The sequence below is a fragment of the Streptomyces sp. NPDC028289 genome, assembly GCF_055565975.1.
Window position 1 is genome coordinate 143,991 of sequence record NZ_JBVHTI010000004.1, and the last position, 18,612, is coordinate 162,602.

General features: G+C 72.8%; 17 protein-coding genes. 8 read left to right on the plus strand and 9 right to left on the minus strand.

Translation table 11 applies throughout. The annotated features are described in order from the left end of the window. Positions 1–19: 19 nt before the first annotated feature. Positions 20–1,522, plus strand: coding sequence for a metallophosphoesterase family protein (locus ACZ4UV_RS20630; protein WP_467839608.1), 1,503 nt, complete (start codon positions 20–22; stop codon positions 1,520–1,522). Positions 1,523–1,588: 66 nt separating this feature from the next. Continuing rightward, positions 1,589–2,623, plus strand: coding sequence for an LLM class flavin-dependent oxidoreductase (locus ACZ4UV_RS20635; RefSeq protein WP_467839611.1), 1,035 nt, complete (start codon positions 1,589–1,591; stop codon positions 2,621–2,623). 1 nt (position 2,624) lies between these two features. Here ACZ4UV_RS20635 and ACZ4UV_RS20640 read toward each other — a convergent pair whose 3' ends face one another. After that, positions 2,625–3,584 carry a TauD/TfdA dioxygenase family protein gene (locus ACZ4UV_RS20640; RefSeq protein WP_467839614.1) on the minus strand — a complete coding sequence of 320 codons (960 nt, stop codon included), beginning with the start codon at positions 3,582–3,584 and terminating at the stop codon, positions 2,625–2,627. A 221-nt stretch (positions 3,585–3,805) separates the two neighbouring features. Between ACZ4UV_RS20640 and ACZ4UV_RS20645 the strand changes: the two genes are divergently transcribed. Continuing rightward, on the plus strand, positions 3,806–5,092 hold the full coding sequence (locus ACZ4UV_RS20645; RefSeq protein ID WP_451019072.1) for a hypothetical protein: 1,287 nt from the start codon (positions 3,806–3,808) through the stop codon (positions 5,090–5,092). On the opposite strand, the gene ACZ4UV_RS20650 is transcribed toward ACZ4UV_RS20645, so the two are convergent. Next, the gene (locus tag ACZ4UV_RS20650; protein WP_467839617.1) at positions 5,076–6,875 is read right to left on the minus strand and encodes an asparagine synthase-related protein; all 1,800 of its coding nucleotides are present in this window, start codon (positions 6,873–6,875) and stop codon (positions 5,076–5,078) included. The two genes, ACZ4UV_RS20645 and ACZ4UV_RS20650, sit on opposite strands and share 17 nt — an antisense overlap. A 1-nt stretch (position 6,876) precedes the next feature. Next, positions 6,877–7,500 (minus strand): lasso peptide biosynthesis B2 protein, encoded by a 624-nt coding sequence (locus ACZ4UV_RS20655; protein WP_467839620.1) that lies wholly within the window; start codon positions 7,498–7,500, stop codon positions 6,877–6,879. A gap of 339 nt (positions 7,501–7,839) precedes the next feature. Here ACZ4UV_RS20655 and ACZ4UV_RS20660 point away from each other — a divergent pair, with 339 nt between their 5' ends. The 4 genes from ACZ4UV_RS20660 to ACZ4UV_RS20675 all read left to right on the plus strand — a co-directional run bounded on the left by ACZ4UV_RS20660 (position 7,840) and on the right by ACZ4UV_RS20675 (position 10,954). Then, complete coding sequence (locus ACZ4UV_RS20660; protein WP_451019075.1) at positions 7,840–8,820, plus strand: phosphotransferase enzyme family protein; 981 nt, start codon at positions 7,840–7,842, stop codon at positions 8,818–8,820. Between the two features lie 78 nt (positions 8,821–8,898). Then, positions 8,899–9,729 carry an aldo/keto reductase gene (locus ACZ4UV_RS20665; RefSeq protein WP_451019076.1) on the plus strand — a complete coding sequence of 277 codons (831 nt, stop codon included), beginning with the start codon at positions 8,899–8,901 and terminating at the stop codon, positions 9,727–9,729. A 48-nt stretch (positions 9,730–9,777) separates the two neighbouring features. After that, on the plus strand, positions 9,778–10,386 hold the full coding sequence (locus ACZ4UV_RS20670; RefSeq protein ID WP_467839624.1) for a DNA polymerase ligase N-terminal domain-containing protein: 609 nt from the start codon (positions 9,778–9,780) through the stop codon (positions 10,384–10,386). A 133-nt stretch (positions 10,387–10,519) separates the two neighbouring features. After that, the gene (locus ACZ4UV_RS20675; RefSeq protein ID WP_390044883.1) at positions 10,520–10,954 is read left to right on the plus strand and encodes a cupin domain-containing protein; all 435 of its coding nucleotides are present in this window, start codon (positions 10,520–10,522) and stop codon (positions 10,952–10,954) included. A 44-nt stretch (positions 10,955–10,998) separates the two neighbouring features. Here ACZ4UV_RS20675 and ACZ4UV_RS20680 read toward each other — a convergent pair whose 3' ends face one another. The 6 genes from ACZ4UV_RS20680 to ACZ4UV_RS20705 all read right to left on the minus strand — a co-directional run bounded on the left by ACZ4UV_RS20680 (position 10,999) and on the right by ACZ4UV_RS20705 (position 17,141). Further along, the gene (locus ACZ4UV_RS20680; RefSeq protein WP_451019078.1) at positions 10,999–13,329 is read right to left on the minus strand and encodes an ATP-binding SpoIIE family protein phosphatase; all 2,331 of its coding nucleotides are present in this window, start codon (positions 13,327–13,329) and stop codon (positions 10,999–11,001) included. A 57-nt stretch (positions 13,330–13,386) separates the two neighbouring features. Further along, positions 13,387–13,854 (minus strand): peroxiredoxin, encoded by a 468-nt coding sequence (locus ACZ4UV_RS20685; RefSeq protein ID WP_467839629.1) that lies wholly within the window; start codon positions 13,852–13,854, stop codon positions 13,387–13,389. After that, positions 13,855–14,232: a DoxX family protein gene (locus ACZ4UV_RS20690; protein WP_467839633.1), complete on the minus strand. Its 378-nt coding sequence runs from the start codon at positions 14,230–14,232 to the stop codon at positions 13,855–13,857. A gap of 97 nt (positions 14,233–14,329) precedes the next feature. After that, on the minus strand, positions 14,330–14,866 hold the full coding sequence (locus tag ACZ4UV_RS20695) for a MarR family winged helix-turn-helix transcriptional regulator (protein WP_351500758.1): 537 nt from the start codon (positions 14,864–14,866) through the stop codon (positions 14,330–14,332). 89 nt (positions 14,867–14,955) lie between these two features. Beyond that, positions 14,956–15,681, minus strand: coding sequence for a polysaccharide deacetylase family protein (locus ACZ4UV_RS20700; protein ID WP_390044893.1), 726 nt, complete (start codon positions 15,679–15,681; stop codon positions 14,956–14,958). Beyond that, positions 15,678–17,141 (minus strand): glycosyltransferase, encoded by a 1,464-nt coding sequence (locus tag ACZ4UV_RS20705; RefSeq protein ID WP_467839637.1) that lies wholly within the window; start codon positions 17,139–17,141, stop codon positions 15,678–15,680. Before ACZ4UV_RS20705 ends, ACZ4UV_RS20700 begins: the two co-directional genes overlap by 4 nt. Positions 17,142–17,624: 483 nt before the next feature. Here ACZ4UV_RS20705 and ACZ4UV_RS20710 point away from each other — a divergent pair, with 483 nt between their 5' ends. Next, complete coding sequence (locus ACZ4UV_RS20710; RefSeq protein ID WP_451019082.1) at positions 17,625–18,563, plus strand: alpha/beta hydrolase fold domain-containing protein; 939 nt, start codon at positions 17,625–17,627, stop codon at positions 18,561–18,563. Positions 18,564–18,612 lie beyond the last annotated feature (49 nt).

Sequence of the window (18,612 nt, forward strand, 5' to 3'; positions counted from 1 at the left end):
ATCGTTGTACCGTTCCCGGGTGTCTGACTCCTCACGCAAGACCGCAGAAGGCGCCGGCTGGGGCGAGGCCGAGCGCGGCAGCTACCGCCAACTGATGCCGGACCATGTCGAGAAGCTGTTCTGGTTCAACCCGAGGACCATGTGGGCCGCCCGCAACGGGGTACTGGCGTCCTGGTTCGGCGACCCGACGGGCCGTACCCGCAGTCGTTGGGTGGCGCAGCAGACGGCTGCCGGGGCGCCCGTCGACAAGGTGATCCGGCGTCATGAGGCGGACCGCTTCTCGTTCATGGTGATCGGCGACACCGGCGAGGGCGACGACTCCCAGTACGCCGTCGTGCCGGGGTTCCTGAAGGCGAGTCAGGACACCGACTTCGCGGTGATCGCGAGCGACGTGATCTATCCGGTCGGCACCACCGACGACTACGGCACCAAGTTCTTCCGTCCCTACCGGGACTATCCGGCGCCGATCTACGCGATACCCGGCAACCACGACTGGTACGAGGACCTCGGCGCGTTCATGCGCGTCTTCTGCGACGACGCCCCGGCGCTCCCGGCCGAACCGAGGCCGCGCCCGCTCACCCGCGCCTGGTGGCGCGCCCTGCTGTGGCACCGCCCGCGTCCGGCGGACGAGCAACTCCTCACGGGAGCCCGGAAGTTGCGGCCGAGGCCGGAGCAGGCGGCCGTGCAGCCGGGGCCGTACTGGGCCATCGACGCCGGGCCGGTCCGGATCGTCGGCATCGACACCGGCCTGCTCGGCACCATCGACGCCGAACAGGGCGCCTGGCTGCGGGAGGTGTCCCGGGGACCGCGTCCGAAGATCCTCGTCACCGGTTCCCCGCTGTACGTGGACGGCGAGCACCACCCCTGCGCCATCGAGGGCGGCGGCACGGTCGACGACATCGTCCGCGACCCGGCCCACCACTATGTGGCGGCGATCGGCGGTGACATCCACAACTACCAGCGCTACCCCGTGGACGTGGACGGCCGCACCATCCAGTACGTGGTCGCCGGCGGCGGCGGCGCCTTCATGCACGCCACCCACACCATCCCCCCGGTGTCGATCGCGAACGTCACCGAGGACGACTTCCGCTGCTACCCGCTGCGCGGCGACTCCCTCGCCTTCTACAGCCGGCTGTACGGCCGGCGGCTGCGGCTCCGCCGCCTGTTCACCCTCACCGAGGCGGAGGCGACGGCCGTGATCGCCGAGCGCCTCGGCATCAGACCCGGCCGCACGCCCGCCCCGGACACCCGGGGCACCCGGCGCACGCGCCTGGTCGCGACCCTGCTGGGCGCCGGCAGCCGCCCGGATCGCGGCCCGCGCTTCCGGCTGCCCGTGAAGAAGATCTACACCCAGCTGTTCTCCCCCGGCTCGGCCACCTACACCCCGCCCTTCTTCAAGTGCTTCCTGCGCCTCGACGTCGGCCCCGAGGCGGTACGGCTGCGCTGCTTCGCCGCCACCGGGAACCGCCCGCAGGAGCTGGACCCGCCGGTCGAGGACGAGATCACCATCCCGCTGCGCTGATCACACTCCCGCAATGTTCGGGTGCCACAATCGGGGCAGAACTGACGTACGACCGCTGGAGGACCCGTGCCGTCCACCCCCCGCCCCCTGCGCAGACTGGGCTTCCTCACCATCGGCCTGTTCGACGGCGCGGATCCGGGGCGGGGGCACGAGTCCACGCTGGAGATCATCGAGCTGGGCGAGCGGCTGGGCTTCGACAGCGCGTGGGTGCGCCACCGGCACCTCCAGTACGGCATATCGTCGCCGGTCGCGGTGCTCGCGGCGGCCTCGCAGCGCACCAGCCGGATCGAGCTCGGCACCGCGGTGATCCCGCTGGGCTGGGAGAACCCGCTGCGGCTGGCCGAGGACCTGGCGACCGTCGATCTCCTGTCCGGCGGCCGCCTCAACCCCGGTGTGAGCGTGGGCCCGCCCATGCACTACGAGCAGATCAAGGAGGCCCTCTACCCGGACACCGCCGACGTCGAGGACTTCAGCTACGAGCGGGTGCGGCGACTCCTGGACTTCGTCCGGGGCAAGCCGGCCACCGACTTCAGCGGGGTGGAGGGCTTCGAGGTGTTCTCCGACGTCGTCCAGCCGCACTCCCCCGGCCTCGGACGGCGGCTCTGGTACGGCGGCGGCAGCCTCGGCTCGGCACGCTGGGCGGGCGAGCACGGCATGAACTTCCTGACCAGCAGCGTCGTACGGGCCGGGGACCCGGCGGACGCGTACGACTTCGCCGAGATCCAGCTCTCGCACATCCGCGAGTTCCGCGCCCATCACCCGGACGGCGAGGCCGCCCGGGTCTCCCAGGGCCTGGTCGTCATCCCCACCGACTCCGCCACGCCGGAGCAGCGCGCCAAGTACGAGGCGTACGCGGCCAAGCGACTGCCGCGCACCACGGCCCCGCAGGGTCCTGGGCGGCTGCTCTTCGCGCCGGACGTCGTCGGCACCTCGGCGGAGATCGTCGAGCGGTTGCACGCGCACGCCGCCTTCCGCGAGGTCGACGAGGTGGCCTTCGCCCTGCCGTTCACCTTCGAGCACGAGGACTACGTCCAGATCCTCACCGACATGGCGACCCACCTGGGCCCGGCGCTCGGCTGGAGCCCGACGGCCACCGCCTGAGTCACCAGCGGCGCACCTCCGTGCCGGTCACCGGCTCCGACGGCTTGCCGTCCACGCCGACCGGCACCTCGCCGTGCAGCATCACCCGGTGCATGACGCGGGGGAAGCCGAGGTGGGCGTTGTCGCTCGGCGCGAGGTGGATGGTGGCCCTGTTGTCCCAGAAGGCGACGCTGCCGGGCTCCCAGCGGAAGCGGACCGTGTACTCGGGCCGTACGGCCTGTTCGAGCAGCATCTCCAGGAGTGCGGCGCTCTCCGGGCGGGAGACGTCGGTGATCTGCTCGACGTAGTAGCCGTTGACGTACAGCACCCGCTCGCCGGTCTCCGGATGGACGCGCACCAGCGGGTGCACCGAGGCCACCTGGTGGTCGAGGAGGTGGCGCAGGTAGGAGTCGTCGCCGGGGCGGGGCTGGTAGCCGACGCCGAGGCGGTGCTCGGCGCGCAGGCCGTCGACGAAGGCGCGCACGGGCGCGGAGAGCCCGGCGTAGGCGGCGGCCAGGTTGGCCCAGGTGGTGTCGCCGCCGTAGGGCGGGACGGTCTCGGCGCGCAGGATGGTCGCGGCGGGCGGGTCGATACGTGCCCCGTGGTCGCAGTGCCAGCCGCGCAGCAGGGTGTGCCGGCGCCGCTGGAGCCACTCCTCGTGCTCCATCCCGAAGCGTCCGCCCAGCTCCAGCCGGTCGGCGGTGGTCTCCACCTCGGGGTGGCCGGCCGGTGAGGCGCTGCCGCGCCGCCCGAGCACGACCGGTTCGCCGAAGCGGCGGGCGAAGGCGACGTGCCCGGCGTGGTCGAGCCGCTGGTCCCGGAAGAAGACGACCTTCCAGCGCAGCACGGCCTCCCGGATCGCCGCGACCACGGCGTCGTCGAGGTCCTGGGCGAGGTCGACCCCGGTGATCTCGGCGCCGATGTGCCCGGCGACGGGGTTCGCCCCGACCGCCTGGATTCGCGTGCTGTTCTCCGTCGTCATGCGTGCTCCGAGGGTCGTCGGTACCGGCCACTGGAGAAGTACCCCGGCGCGGGACGCGGTGATGCACCGGGCACTCCTGCATCCGGAGGCACGCGGATGGCGAGCGGGCGGATCGTCACGGACGATGATCACGAACTTCCTGGTGGCAGGCGTCTCGGTCTGCTGTGGTCTGCGAAGGAGGCACCCGTGAAACCCGTTGCCACAGGTCGGCAGGTGGCCGCGTGAACCTTCGCAAGAACGCGCGGGACTCCTCGCGTGAGCGGGCGCAGCGGGCTCTGGCCCACAACGGACGCTCACGCGTGTGCCTCGTGCCGGTCCTGCTGGTCCTCCTGCTGACGGCCGCTGCGCTGGGCTATTTCGGTGTCGGGGACCTGACCAGTGCCTTCACCTTTCCCGGTCGCCTCACCGGCGCGGTGCTCATCGCGGTCGCCTTCGCCTCGTTCCTGGGCGCCGCGGCGCTCGTGGACCACTGGCTGTTCCGGACCTTCGCCAACTCCGGCATGGTGGCCCTGGTCGGCGCGTTCGCCGCCGTCGTGGCCAATGTGACGCTCTTCCTCGAACTGCTGTGCAACGCCGATTCGGTCCTCTGGAAGGCGTTCTTCGGCGCCCTCGCGTCGGGTTCGGCGTGGGCCGTCTTCGCCGTGTGGCGGACATTGGCCGTGATTCCCGCTCCGAAGCGGGTGGCCACGGCGTTGATCGTCACCACCGCCATCGCGGCAGGAAATTTCGGCTACCAGAGTCTCTACCTGCCGTCCCAGCACGAGATCAGGCCGGTCATCAGGCTGACCACCGGGGCTCCGGTACTGAGTCCCGATCGAAAGGCATTTTCCGTGCCGGTCGACATCACCCTCGAAAACCACAGCGACCTGGGTTTCGACGTGCTCGGCACCGAATTCCACGCCATGGGGCAAGAGGTGCCGCTGGCCCGGCAGGGCCGGCTTCGCGAACAATGGCGAGCCACTGCCGAACAGTGGAGGAAATTCGAGGAGACGAATCCGCTGTCGCGCACAGAGATCTACCAGCCCGGCGACCTCGTGGACGCCCAGCCGTGGATGCCCTACGGAGGCTCTATCGACGCGAACGACACCGTCAACGCCAAAGTCGTCGTACAGCTGCCCATGGACACGAAGTACGACCAGATGGCCTTCTACGCCAGCGCACACCTCACGCGCAAGGACCGCGTGGCCCTCGACCACCTCAATCCCGCAGCCGGATTCACGAGTTGGGGCGGCGGGCATGTACCCGGATGGGTCAAGAAGAGTACTGATTCCCTCATCTATGAAAGCCCGCTCCACGAGAACAACGCGATCGACGCGAAAACGAGGGACACGCGTCACATCACCGTCTACTGGAATTTCGGCATGCACGGCGTCAACATCACGGAATCCATCAGCTCAAGAAGTGGCAAGGACGAGCCCGAGCCCGTGACGCACAACCGGTATGGCATCCGCATCGCCGAAACAGGACCGGTGGAACTCACCCTGTGGGGCATCAAGAGCAAACGGTGACCGGCACATCAGTCCCGGGTTCGGCAGAGCGCCCTTCCCCCAGCCTCTCCAGCCACATCACGAGCGCGAGCGAGCAGTTCACGCGGTCCCAGGCGTACGAGTCGCCCATCCCCCACTGCGCCTCCCGCACGGCCCGGCACAGCGTGTCGACGTCGAACATCTCCCCGACGAGGGGATGCCGTGCGGAGCGGCAGAGGTCGACGAGTTCGTCGCCGTGGGCCCGCAGGCCGCGGACGTAGAGGTCGTTGAAAGGGATCTTGGCCGTTCGGCCGTGTATCCGGGGCGGGAGCAGGTCCGCCATGGCCTCGCGGAGAACCGCCTTCGAACGGCCCGCTCGGGTCGTGGCTTCGGCGGGGAGGCGCCGCATCGTCGCGATCACCTCAGGGTCGAGGAAGGGGTGTGAGAGGAAGAACCCGTTCTGCTGTGCGTAGCGCCAGGACAACGGGTCCGGCGCGGCGAGGTAGTTGGCCGCGTCGTAGAGCGACTGCTCCGGCCGGCTCCCGAACACGAAGCGGCTCTCGGCGATGCTGGCCGCCCGATAGCCGTGAGCCCGCGCGAATCCGGGTCGCAGCCAGGGCGGGCGGGTGAAGGGGCCGAGTCCCCCGAGTACGGTTCCGCGATGAACGAGCCTCGCGCACCGTTCGGCCGCGAGCGGAAGGGCCGGCCGCACCACGTGGGTGCCGACGATCTCACGGACACCCCGTTCATTGACCGCGGCCAGGGCTCGTGCCTGCCGGGTCAGCTCCCGGAGCCTGCCGGAGCGGGCAAGCCGGTGCAGGTGCAGCAGGTTGGTGTCGACGACCGGATCGGCTCCGCAACCGGTCAGCAGGATGTCACAGCCCAGTTCCGCCGCTGTGCCGTGCAGCCGTTTCCAGAACGGGGCGCGGAAGGCGTGCGCGTGGGGTTCGTCCGAGTCGCCCGCGTGGTGCTCGAAGTCGTCGAAGTCGGCCACGTCGTCGGCCTCGACGATCACCGGACGGGCCGCTGGTGCAAGCCGGCGGACCGCGTCCACGGCTTCCGTGAGATACGGCCGCTCACCGGCCAGTTCTCCCCCGTCGAAGCGACCGGCGAGCAGGACCAGGTCCGCGTCGGGGTCTTCGCCCTCGGCGAGCAGGCGCGCCGCGAGCAAGGCGACGCTGGTGGAGTCGGTGCCGCCGGAGACGTGGCATGCGGTCGTCCTGCCGAGGCGGCGCCCGACAGCCTGCTCCAGGGCCCGGCGCAGATCCTGCCCGGCCCCACCGGGACGGAGTACGGGGGGCGGTGCCGCCGGACAGCCGGCCCGACGGCCGCGCAGCCGCCCGGTGGCCGAGAGCTCGACCACCTCGCCGCCGAGGACACGGTGCACCCCGGCGAACGGGGTCAGCCGCGTGTGCGGTTGGGCCATGTTCCCGGTCAGGTGGCGGCAGAGGTAACGGGGTTCCAAGTCCGTGGTGCGGCCCAGGCCGCGCGCCGCGGTGCTCACGGCGTTCACGCGGCCCCCGGTCTCTCTGAAGAACAGCGGGATGCGGGCCTGCGCGTCCCGCATCAGCAACACGCGGTCCCGGTACACGAGGACAGCCGCGAAGTCACCGGCCGGCAGCGGCGGTTCGGCTCCGGGACGGTCGAAGGCGTCGAGGAGCGCGCGAGCACCTGCCAGGCGGTCCTGGACCGAGCCGACCCAGCCGACGACCGCCGCGGTGCCGGCCGGTGCGGTGACCGTCGTCACCAGTCCCTGTCGCACCATGGCGTCGGCGGTCCACAGGCTCGCCGCATCCCCGTGCCAGTCGAGTCGGAGCGCTTCCATCTCACTGGCTTCCGCAGCCGATCGAGAGGACCGGTGTGAAGGCATGCCCCCGCGGATCGGCATCCGGGATGCACAGTCCGGCCGCGGCTGTCCAGGCGTGCAGGGCGAACGGGTGCTCACGGACGCCGACCTGCAGTGTGGCCTCGAAGCCGCGCCGTCGCAGCAGGACGAACGCCGTCACGGCCTCGGCCTTGCAGTCGTCGTCGACGAACCAGCTGCCACGGCTGTGCGACTGGACCGCTCGTTTCAGCCTGGCCACGTCCTGTGCGGGAGGGACGTCCGCACGGGCGTATCCGGGCGCGGCCAAGGGCAGCAGCCGAAGGACCCGTCCGAAGCCCAGCGTGCGGATCAGCAGGTACACGCCGCACAGCCAGATCCCGATCTCGCCGTCGGTATAGGCCTTCCGGCGCGCCGGCGCGCATCCGGCGCGGACGAGGCCGGTGACGAGTTCGGCGCGTTTCTCGGCGTTGCCGTCGGCGAACGTCTGCACATCGGCCGTCGTCATGCCGAGAAAGCGCGTCCGTCTCCAGTCGGCGATCAGGGCTCCGCCGGACAGCCTGGTGACACGGCAGTGCGGTGAAAGGATGCGCGTCATGGCCACGAGGGCATCGGTGTCCTGTTCCACCGCGCCTCCTCCCGTGTCACAGGTGCGGGTGCGGGTGCGTCAGGACTGGTATCCGTGACCGTCGTAGTCGCCGCCGCTGAACCCGCGGATCAGACGGCCGTTCCCGAGAAGGACGAGGCCGTGCGGCATACGGCGCCGCAGGAATCGGATCAACATCGCCTACCTCCAGAGCCAGGTGGCAACGATCATGTCCAGGCTACTCCGCCCCCGGCGCCTCGCAACCGTGGAGCCCGCCGACGCCCGAGTCGTGCGCGTGACGGCGCCGCGCGGGACAAAAGGCGTTGCGGAAGCAGTCGGCAACGCCATGATCGAAGTACACCCATACCGAAGGAGCCGCCCATGCACGACAGCGCCGACTTCATCGCCGAGGCCTATGAACTCGGTCCGGGGCCCTGGACGTTGACCCCCGTGGCCCGTGGCGCGCTCGGGCAGATCTGGAGGCTCACCGGCCCGGACGGCCCCGCCCGGGCGGCGAAGCAGCTCCTGTTCGACTGCGACGAGGAGGACGTGGCGCGGGAGGCCGCCTTACGGCTCGCCGGCGAGCGCCTGGGCATCTCCGCGCCCCGCCTGTTCGCCAACCGCTACGGCGCCCGTCTCACGCGGGTCCCGACCGCCGAGGGGGTGACCCGTGTGAAGCTGTACGACTGGGTCGAGGGCACCCGGGCGGACGTCGCCGACCCGGCGCTCCTGGACTGGTTCGGCCGGACCATGGGCCTGCTCCACCGTGCGGGCGCGGGCGCGACGGAGGCACCGAACGAGTGGTACGAGCGGTGTCCCCGGGACGGCGACTGGAAGGACCTGCACGGGAAGGTGACCGAGGCCGGGCTGCCCTGGGAGGACGCGCTCGGCCGGTTCATCAGTACCTCGGCGGTGGAGCTGGCCCGCTGGGTGAGCCCGTCCGACGCGGCCGACCGGGTGATCTCCCATCTGGATCTGCAACCCCAGAACGTCCTGGTCGGCCCGGCCGGCCCGGTCCTGCTCGACTGGGACAACGCCGGACCCACGTCCGCGGAACGGGAGCTGGCACAGGCCCTGTTCGTCTGGTCGGGCGGCAACCACGGGGACCCGGCGGCCGCCCGGCGCCTGGTCCACGCCTACCGGCAGGCGGGTGGCCCCGCCACCGTCCGGGGCCCGGAGTCGTTCTCCATGCTCTTCGCGACCGCGCTGAACTACATCCGGGTCCAGGCCGAGGCCGCCGTCGATGCCGAACTGACGGCCGCGCAGCGCGCGTTCGCGAACGGCGAGGTCGTGGCCCGGCTGGCCGACGTGCCGGACCTCGCGGCCGTGTTCCGACTGGTCGCGGCCGTCACGGACGAGTAGCCGTGCCCGGTCCGCTTGATCACCGCGCACCCCATCGGTGAGGGTGGGCGAAGGACACAGTCGACGGAAGGTCCCATCGTGACAAGCTTTCCGGCGTACACGCTCAACGACGGTACGACGATCCCCGCCGTCGGCCTCGGCACCTGGCCGATGGACGACACGCAGGCCGAGCAGGCCGTTCGCCACGGCCTGGAGCTGGGTTACCGGCTTGTCGACACGGCGGTGAACTACCGCAACGAGTCCGGGGTCGGCCGGGGTGTCGCGAGCAGCGGCGTGCCCCGTGAGGAGGTGGTGGTGACGACGAAGCTGCCGGGCCGCCACCACGGCTACGAGGAGACCCTCGCCTCCTTCGAGGAGTCCCGGCACCGGCTGGGCCTGGAGTACGTGGACCTGTATCTGATCCACTGGCCCAACCCGCGGGTCGGCAAGTACGTCGACTCGTGGCGGGCGATGATCAAGCTGCGCGAGGAGGGGCTCGCGCACTCGATCGGCGCCTCCAACTTCACCGAGGAGCACCTCACCCGGCTGGAGAAGGAGACCGGGGTGCTGCCCTCGGTGAACCAGGTGGAGCTGCACCCGCTGTTCCCGCAGGACGGGCTGCGGGCCTTCCACGCGGAGAAGGGCATCGTCACCGAGAGCTGGAGCCCGCTCGGCCGGGACGTCCGGCTCCTCGACGACCCGGCGGTCGCCGCCGTCGCGGAGGCGCACGGGGTGACGCCCGCCCAGGCGGTGCTGCGCTGGCACGTCCAGCTCGGTGCCCTGCCCATCCCGAAGTCGGCGGACCCCGGGCGGCAGCGGGCCAACCTGGACCTGTTCGGTTTCGAACTGGACGCCGCCCAGATGGCCGCGGTCTCCGAGCGGTCCCGCCGGCGGCTCGGCGGCGACCCGGACAGCCACGAGGAGTTCTGAGCCGCCCGCCTGGGTACTCGGGACGCGCGTCCGAGGGAAGGAGCCGTGGTGGGTGGCGACGACGACCGGTTGCGTACGTACCGTGACAAGCGTGACTTCGAGCGGACCAGGGAGCCGTCGGGAGAGGCGACGGGGGCCGGTGACCGGCTCCGGTTCGTGGTGCAGATCCATGACGCGCGCCGGATGCACTTCGACTTCCGGCTGCAGGTCGGCGACGTCCTGAGGTCCTGGTCGGTCCCGAAGGGCCCGTCCGCCGACCCCGGCGACAAGCGGCTGGCCGTGCCCACCGAGGACCATCCGCTGGAGTACGAGGACTTCGAGGGCGTGATCCCGAAGGGCGAGTACGGCGGTGGCACCGTGATCGTCTGGGACCACGGCTGGTACGAGCCGCTCGGTCACGACCGCAGGGGGCGCCCGGTCGGCTTCGGGGAGTCGCTGGAGCGCGGGCACGCCACCTTCCGGCTGCACGGCTCCAAGCTGCACGGCGAGTACGCCCTGACCCGGTTCCGGGGCCGGGACGGCGAGGACGCCTGGCTGCTGGTGAAGAAGGGGGCCGGCCGCTCGGACGGCCACGGCACGCCCGACCCCCGGCGGGCCCGTTCGGTGCGGTCCGGGCGCACCCTCGCCCAGGTCGCGGCGGACGCCGGCGAGGCGTGACGGGCGGTGTCCGGCCGCGTGAGCGGCAACGCCTCCTGCGCGTACGCGGATTGAGCCGTTCCTGCCCCGGCCGGCCGGGCGGGGGCCTATGTTCACGAAGGTACTCGACCTTCGGTCCAGGAGGCCCCCACACATGCGTACCGCGCTCCGTACCGCCATGGCCGGGGCGGTCGCCGCCGGCACTCTGCTGACCTGCGGCACCGCCCATGCCACCCCCGCCGGACCCGGCGTGACCGGCAGGGTGATCAGCCAGACCACCGTCGGCGACACCGACTACGTGCTGCGGGAGATCACCGTCCCGCCCGGCCAGACCACCGGCTGGCACTACCACGACGGCCCGGTCTACGGGTACGTCCAGAAGGGCACGCTGAGCCACTTCCACTCCGACTGCAAGGAGGACGGCGTCTACCGGCGGGGCGGCGCGGTGTACGAGTCGGGCGGGCCGGACGACGTGCACCTGGGCGCCAACCTCGGCGACACCGACCTGGTCCTGGACGTGCTGTACATCCTGCCGCACGGTTCGCCGTACTCGGAGTCGGTGCCGAACCCGGGCTGCGACTTCGAGTAGCGCCGGGCGTCGTGTCGCTGTCGGGGGGGCAGCCGCAACGGGCCTCAGGGCAGCGGCTGTTCGGCCCAGATCGTCTTGCCGCTGCCCGTCTGCCGGCTTCCCCAGCGCTGGGTGAGCTGGGCGACCAGGAGCAGGCCGCGGCCGCCCTCGTCGAAGGCGTGCGCCCGGCGCAGGTGCGGTGAGGTCGAACTGCCGTCGGAGACCTCGCAGATGAGCGCGCGGTCGCGGATCAGCCGCAGCTGGATGGGCGGTTCGCCGTAGCGGATGGCGTTGGTGACGAGTTCGCTGACGACGAGTTCGGTGACGAACGCGGCCTCGTCCAGGCCCCAGTGGGTGAGCTGCTCGGTGGCCGCCTGCCGGAAGTGCGCCACCGCGGCGGGGTCGCGCGGCACGTCCCAGGTGGCGACCCGGTCGGCGCCGAGGGCGCGGGTCCGGGCCAGCAGCAGGGCGACGTCGTCGGACGGCTCTTCCGGCATGACGGCCTTGAGCACGTTGTCGGTGAGGTCCTCCAGGGAGTCGGCGGGTGCGCTCAGGGCGCGGCACATCTCCTCGGTGGCGCGGTCCACGTCCCGGTCGCGGTCCTCGATCAGACCGTCCGTGTAGAGGGCGACGACGGCTCCCTCGGGCAGTTCGAGCTCCGTCGCCTCGAAGGGCAGACCGCCGACGCCGAGCGGCGGGCCCGCGGTCATCGGGATCAGCTCGGCCTGGCCGCCCGGCAGGACGACCGCGGGCGCCAGGTGCCCGGCGGCGGCGAGGCTGAGCCGCCGCGAGACGGGGTCGTAGACGGCGTACAGGCAGGTGGCGCCGAGTTCGGCGACCTCCTCGCCGGAACCGTCCGCGGCCAGGTGGGTGACCAGGTCGTCCAGGTGGGTGAGGAGTTCGTCGGGGGGCAGGTCCACGTCCGCGAGGGTGCGTACGGCGGTGCGCAGGCGGCCCATCGTGGCGGAGGAGCGGATGCCGTGGCCGACGACGTCACCGACGACCAGGCCGACGCGGCTGCCGGAGAGCGGGATCACGTCGAACCAGTCGCCGCCGATGCCGGCCAGCGAACCGCAGGGCAGGTAGCGGTGGGCGACCTCGACGGCGGCCTGGGGCAGGCCGCGGGGCAACAGGCTGTGCTGGAGGGCGAGGGCGGTGGCGCGCTCGCGCGCGAAGCGGCGGGCGTTGTCGATGCAGACGGCGGCGCGGCTGGCCAGTTCCTCGGCGAAGAGGGTGTCGTCGACGACGTAGGCGTCGGGGTGGCGCATGCGCACGCCCACGACGGCTCCGAGCAGGACGCCCCGGGCCTGCAGAGGTACGGCGATCATGGAGTGGACGCCCGCGCGGTAGGGGCGGCCCTCGGGCGCGCGGGCGTTGCGCTCGTCGACCCAGCGGCGGAACTCGGGCTCGCCCGCCTGGCTGACCACGGCCCGCCGCTCCCGCAGCGCCCGCGCCGGCGGTGAGGCCGCCGGGTGCACCTCGGCGTCGCCCAGCCGTACGGCGGCCTCGGGGGTGCCCTCGGTCACGGAGCCGTGGGCGACGCGGCGCAGCGAGATGTCGCCCTCCGGCACGGTGGGCGGTTCCTCGGCGCCGAGGACCCAGTCGAGGAGGTCGACGCTGGCGAAGTCGGCGTACCGGGGGACGAGGAGTTCGACGAGTTCCTCGGCGGTGCGCACCACGTCCAGGGTGGTGCCGATGGAGGTGGCCGCCTCGTTGAGGAGTGCGAGCCGGAGCCGGGCCAGGTACTGCTCGGTGCTGTCGAAGGCGGCGAGGGCGACGGCGATGAGCTCGCCGGCGGGGTCGCGCAGCGGCCACATCTCGATGCTCCAGGCGTGTTCCCGGTTCAGGGTGGGGGCGCCGGTGAAGCTCTCGTAGCGGACGGGCCGGCCGGTCTCGACGACCTGCCGCAGATGGCGCACGAAGCCCTCGCTGTGCGGGGCCTCCTCGACGGTGTCCAGGAAGAAGCGGCCGAGCAGGGCCGCCTCGGGGACGCCCATGACGTGGCAGGCGACGTCGTTGGAGCGGAGGTGGCGCTGGCGTACGTCGAAGACCGACATGGACATCGAGGCCTGCTGGAAGGCCTGGTCGGCGAGGGTGGGGGCGGCCGGAAAGGGCGGGTCGGCGGTGAGCACGTAGCCGGTGGTCGCGCCGTCGGAGCCGAGGACGGGGCAGGCGGTCAGGGCGAGCTCCGTGCGGCGTCCGTCGGCGCGGCGCAGGGCGACGGTCCCGGAGCGGGCGGCCAGCGCCTCGGCGGGCACCTGCTCGGCGAGGAGGGCGGTGGCGGGCCTGCCCACGACCTCCTCCGCCCGGTGACCGGTGAGCGCCCGCGCGCCCTCGCTCCACCCCGTCACCCGGCCGAGGGCATCGATGACCGCCGTGGCAGCGACACGCTCCATACGCCCCAGGATGAGACCTGTGCCCCGGGGCATCAAGCGCGGTCCCGGGCCGTCCGCTCAGGCCTGGTGGGACCGCAGGGCGGCCAGCGCCCGGTCGGCGTGGGTGTTCATGCGCAGCTCGCTGCGGACGACCTCCAGGACGGTACGGTCCTGGGCGATCACGAAGGTGGCCCGCTTGGTCGGGGCGAGTGAGAAGCCCCGCTTCACGCCGAACAGCTCCCGGACGGTGCCGTCCACGTCGGAGAGCAGCGGCATGCCGAGCGTGTGCTTCCCGGAGAACTCCTGCTGGCGCTCCACGCTGTCCCCGCTGATCCCGACGGGCCGGGCGCCGGCGGCCGCGAACTCGGCGGCGAGGTCCCGGAAGTGGCAGGCCTCGGCGGTACAGCCGGCCGACAGGGCGGCGGGATAGAAGAAGAGCACGACCGGCCCGTCGGCCAGCAGTTCCGTGAGGGTCCGCGTCGTACCGGTCTCGTCCGGCAGCGCGAAGTCCTCGGCCTTGCTTCCCACCTCGACAGGTGCCGCCATCTATCGGCCCTCCTCGTTGCGTGCGACCCCGCGCGCCCACAGCACCAGGGGGATCTGGAGCGGCAGGCGAACGAGGGCCGCGGTCCTGTGCGGCTCGGGCCGCTTCTGCCAGTCGGCGGCCATCTGCACGTTGGCCGGGAACACACCCACGAAGAAGGCGGCGGCCGCCCGGGCCGCCGCCTTGCGGGTCCGCGGCAGGGCGATCCCCGCCGCCAGCGCCAGCTCCACGGCCCCGCTGCCGTACGTCCAGGCGCGCGGGGACCCCGGCAGCGCCTTCGGGATCGTCGCGTCGAACTGCTTCGGCACCGCGAAGTGGGCGACCCCGGCGGTGGCGAGCAGTCCCGCGAGCAGCAGGGGTGAACGTTCGGACCGGGCCACGAAGCCTCCTCTGACGACCTGCCGCCGGATACTACCGGTCGGTACCGGCCCGCTCCGCGCCGGGTGGGCCGTCCGCTCGTCCGCGCCTGCCGCCGCCTCACACGGCCCGGGACGCCGGCGGCGCCGTCTCGGCGCTCTCCTGGCCGGGCTCGTCCTCGACCGCGTAGGCCAGGAAGTCGTCGACCATGCGGTGGAAGAGCACGGCCAGTTGCCGCAGCTCCTCCGGCTCCCAGTCGCCGAGGGCCAGCTGCATGCCCCGTGCCCCGGCGTCCCGGACCCGGTCGACGGCGGCCCGGCCGGCGTCGGTGAGCTCGATCCGCTGGGCGCGGCGGTCGTCGGGGTCGGGGACGCGGGTGACGTAGCCCGACCGCTGGAGCTGCTGCACCGTCCGCGTCACGTGGGACGCCTCGACCCCGAGCCGTTGCGCCAGCTCCCCCGGGCGCAGCGGCTCGGAGTCGGCGACCTGGCGCAGCAGGGCCACCGCGGCGCGGTCCAGCGGCACCCCGGCCAGGGCCATCAGCCGCTCGTGCTGGCGGGCCCGGGTACTCAGGTAGGTGATGCGCGTCAGGGCGCGCTCGATCTCCACGACCTCCGGGGTGGCGGCGGGGACGTCTGGCAGCGGTTCTGTGGGCATACCGGCCAGTTTACCATATCGTTGCGTAACTCAAGTAAGTTACTGCGTGGGTTTACCCCCCGTACTGCCGGGCGCGTACACCCCGGGGGTCAGATTCCATGCTCTCGCAACGGCCCGACGGTGAGTCCCCGCCGGTCGCAGCTGTCCAGGAGGCGGGGCAGCGCGCCCAGCGCCGAGCGCCAGGCGCCCGGCGCCGAGGTGCAGTCGGAGTCGTGCAGCAGGATCGTGCCGCCGCCGTCCAGGTCCCGGACGACCGTGCGATGGACGGAGTCCGGGGTGGCGCGGGCAGTCCAGTCCTCGCCCCAGCAGGTCCACAACACGGGGGTGAGACCGAGCCTGCGGGCGGCCAGGTGGGCCGCCGTGGACATCACTCCGTACGGCGGCCGGAACAGCCGCGGCGCCTGTCCGGTGAGCTCGCCGACGGTGTCCCGGGCCCGCGCGAAGTCGTCGTGGGTGGCCCGGGGGCCGCGCAGCAGGAGCGGTCGATGCAGCCAGCCGTGGATCCCCACCTCGTGTCCGGCCGCGGCGATCTCCCGGACCAGGCCGGGTGAGCGGCGGGCCTGGCAGCCGAGCAGGAAGAAGGTGGCCCGGACCCGCCGCTCGTCCAGGGCACGCAGGAAGAACGGGGTCGACAGCGGGTCCGGGCCGTCGTCGAAGGTGAGGGCGACGTGGTCCGCCCGGCCCCGGCCGGCCAGGCGGGGCATGGCGCGGTTGCGCAGCGGTCCGAAGGTGGAGATCACGGGGGCCGCGTGCAGGGCGAGCGCCGGGAGGGTGGCGAGGGCGGCCGTGCGCAGGAGCCGTACGGGGGCGGTCACGAGTGGTGGTCCTCCTGGTGCGGGCCGCCGGGGTGGGTGTCGTCGTCGAGGTCGAGGGTGTGGTCGATGGCGTGGATGACGCCCGGCGCGCTGCCGGTCGTGGCGACCGCGGTGCCGACCGCGCCGGCCCAGAGGGCACAGGCCACGGCCGCGCTGGCGGCGAGACGCCGGAGCGCCGGGCGCGGCCCACGCCGGGCGGGCACGACGCGCGGAGCGCGGACGACCGGGCCCGCCGCGGGCGTCGACGGCAGGCCGGGGCCGGGCGGGGCGGGCAGCGGGCCGCCGGTACGGCAGGCGCGGGCTATCTCGTCCGCGGGGCCCGCCCCGGCGGCGGCGAACAGGGCGCGGCCCGCCTCGCGTTGCAGCAGGCCGCGCGGGCCGTCGATCAACTCGTACAGGACGTCCTTGAGTTCGCCCGGGTCGCGGATCCAGGCGGCGACCCCGGCCTCGTCGAGCGCCGCGGCGTTGGTGAGGCCGTGCCCCGGTATGCAGCGGTAGCTCGCGACGGGCAGGCCGGCGGCGAAGGCCTCCAGCGAGGTCAGACCGCCCGCGTTCTGCACCAGCACGTCGGCCGCGTGCATCAGGCCCGGCATGTCGTCGACCCAGCCGTAGGCGTGCTCGATGCCGTCGGCGCGCAACTGCGCCGCGAGGACCTCGTTGCGGCCGCAGACGACGACCGGTACGGCCGCGCCGCAGTCGCGCAGTTCCAGGGCCACCTGCCGGACCGGGCCGACCCCCCAGGAACCCGCGACCAGCAGGGCCAGCGGGTCGTCCGCGGGGAGCCCGAAGCGGGCCCGGGCCGCCCGGCGCCGCTCGGGGTCGGCGGGGCGGAAGCGCGGGTCCGCCACCGGGCCGCCCACCCGGACGTCCCGGGCACCCAGGGCGCGGGCCTGCGCGGCGGGTACGGCGTGGGCGGCGAGGTGGACATCGACACCCTCGGCCACCCACAGCGGGTGCACCGAGAAGTCGGTGAGATAGGTGAACACCGGCACGTCGAGGCGGCCGGTCAGCCGCAGCATGCCCAGGACGCGGCTGGCGCCGGGGTAGGTGGAGACGACGGCGCCGGTGTCGGCGGGCAGGGCGGCGCGCATGCGGTTCTCGGCGGTGCGCAGCAGGGCCCGGGCCAACGGGCCGCCGCCTCCGGCGCGTTCGGTGCTGGTGTAGACGCGCTGGTAGGCCCAGGGCGCCCGGACGAGCATCCGGTGGTAGCCGTCGCGGACGGCCCGGCCGAGCCGGGCGGGCAGCAGGTCGAGCAGGTCGTACCGGTCGACCGCGACACCGGCCGCCGTCAGCCGGCGTTCCAGTTCGCGCGCGGCGCCGTCGTGACCCGCGCCGATGCTCGCGGAGACGATCACGACGCGCTCGGCCGGCGGCACGGGCCGGGGAGCGCGGGCGGGCCGGGGACGCAGGGCGGCGGCCGCCAGGGCACGCAGATGCACCGTACTTCCGAGGTGGGGCATGGGTGGGTTCCTCCGCAGAGACTCCGCAGGTGGAGTGGAGCGGCGAAACTCTACAACATGTAGTAGGTAAACTCGTACAACTCGTAGTAGACAGTTTCGTGCAGCTAGGCAGCGCCCGCCCCCCGTTCCTGCATGCCGTAGTAGCAGTCCGGGTGGGCTGTGGTCTCGAACGCAGGTTGAAGGATGGTGAACGGTGCGCGACCGGAAGATCGACGAGACCGGCGAGGCGTCCGGTTCGCCGCGTGCGTGACCGCGCCGAAGGACACCGGACTGGCCGGCACAGCCGCCCGCGCACAGCCCCTGCGGGCACCGGCCCCGCGACCACGACGGGCCGTTCCGGGACCCGCGCTGATCGCCGCAGGGCTTGACACCACGATCTGAACGAGGGTTATCGTCACCCGACGATCGTCAGGTTTCCTGATGGTCGTTCCGTCGCCCGCCGGGTGCCGCCCCGTGGCGCAGGCCCCTTCCGATCGGAGCCCCATGTCCCTCCTGGCCCGTCCCTGGGTCGCCGCGCTCGCCGCGAAGACCATGCAGCGGCTGACCCTGCTCGCGAGCAGGCGCCCCAGCGGCCCGGGCTCCGACGCCGCCGCGCACGCCCGGTTCCCCGAATTCCCCCGCACGGTACGGACGTTGACCATCCCCACCGCCGTCGCCCCGGCCCGCGCCACGGTGTACCTGCCGACGACCACGGATCCCGCTCCCCCGGTGCACGTGAACTTCCACGGCGGCGGTTACGTCATGTCGCTCACCGAACTCGACGACCCGCTCTGCCGGTTCCTGGCCGCGCAGGCCGGGGTGGCCGTCGTCAACGTCGACTACGTCGTCGCCCCGCAGCACCCCTTCCCGGCCGCGCCGCGCCAGGCCTACGAGGTGGTCCGCTGGATCGCCGGACACGCGGCCGAGCAGGGCTGGGACGGCGCCCGGCTCACCGTCGGCGGGCAGAGCGCAGGCGGCGGCCTCGCGGCGGCGGTGGCCCGGCAGGCGCTGGCCGAGGGCGGCCCCTCGATCGCCCTCCAGGTCCTGCACTATCCCCCGCTGGACCTGGCGACGAGCGCCACCGACAAGCGGTCCGCCGTCGCCCGACCGGTACTGCGGCCCTGGATGGCCGAGGTGTTCGACACGGCGTACGTCCCCGACCCGAAGCGGCGCGCCGACCCGCTGGTGTCCCCCGCGCACCCGTCCGACACGGCCGACCTGACCGGCATCGCGCCGGCGCTGGTGATCACCGCCGAGCACGACCTGCTCAGGGCGGAGGGCGAGCGGTACGCCTCACGGCTGGAGGCCGTGGGGGCACTGGTCGAACACCACGAGGTGGCGGGCGTGGACCACGGGTACGACGGCACGGACGATGTGAAGGCGCGGGAGGTGTATGCGCTCATCGCGCGTCATGTGCGGTCAGTCGGGGGGCCGGGCGCCTGAGAGATCGGGGTGTGCTGCCGGTGGGCGGCTGACCGTTGCCGGTGGCTGG

What these genes read in the sequence shown, in the direction of transcription:
- ACZ4UV_RS20640 (WP_467839614.1), bottom strand. Translation starts at nt 3,584, where the DNA reads ATGACGACGGAGAACAGCACGCGAATCCAGGCGGTCGGGGCGAACCCC.
- ACZ4UV_RS20650 (WP_467839617.1), bottom strand. Translation starts at nt 6,875, where the DNA reads ATGGAAGCGCTCCGACTCGACTGGCACGGGGATGCGGCGAGCCTGTGG.
- ACZ4UV_RS20660 (WP_451019075.1), top strand. Translation starts at nt 7,840, where the DNA reads ATGCACGACAGCGCCGACTTCATCGCCGAGGCCTATGAACTCGGTCCG.
- ACZ4UV_RS20675 (WP_390044883.1), top strand. Translation starts at nt 10,520, where the DNA reads ATGCGTACCGCGCTCCGTACCGCCATGGCCGGGGCGGTCGCCGCCGGC.
- ACZ4UV_RS20680 (WP_451019078.1), bottom strand. Translation starts at nt 13,329, where the DNA reads ATGGAGCGTGTCGCTGCCACGGCGGTCATCGATGCCCTCGGCCGGGTG.
- ACZ4UV_RS20685 (WP_467839629.1), bottom strand. Translation starts at nt 13,854, where the DNA reads ATGGCGGCACCTGTCGAGGTGGGAAGCAAGGCCGAGGACTTCGCGCTG.
- ACZ4UV_RS20695 (WP_351500758.1), bottom strand. Translation starts at nt 14,866, where the DNA reads ATGCCCACAGAACCGCTGCCAGACGTCCCCGCCGCCACCCCGGAGGTC.
- ACZ4UV_RS20705 (WP_467839637.1), bottom strand. Translation starts at nt 17,141, where the DNA reads ATGCCCCACCTCGGAAGTACGGTGCATCTGCGTGCCCTGGCGGCCGCC.
- ACZ4UV_RS20710 (WP_451019082.1), top strand. Translation starts at nt 17,625, where the DNA reads ATGTCCCTCCTGGCCCGTCCCTGGGTCGCCGCGCTCGCCGCGAAGACC.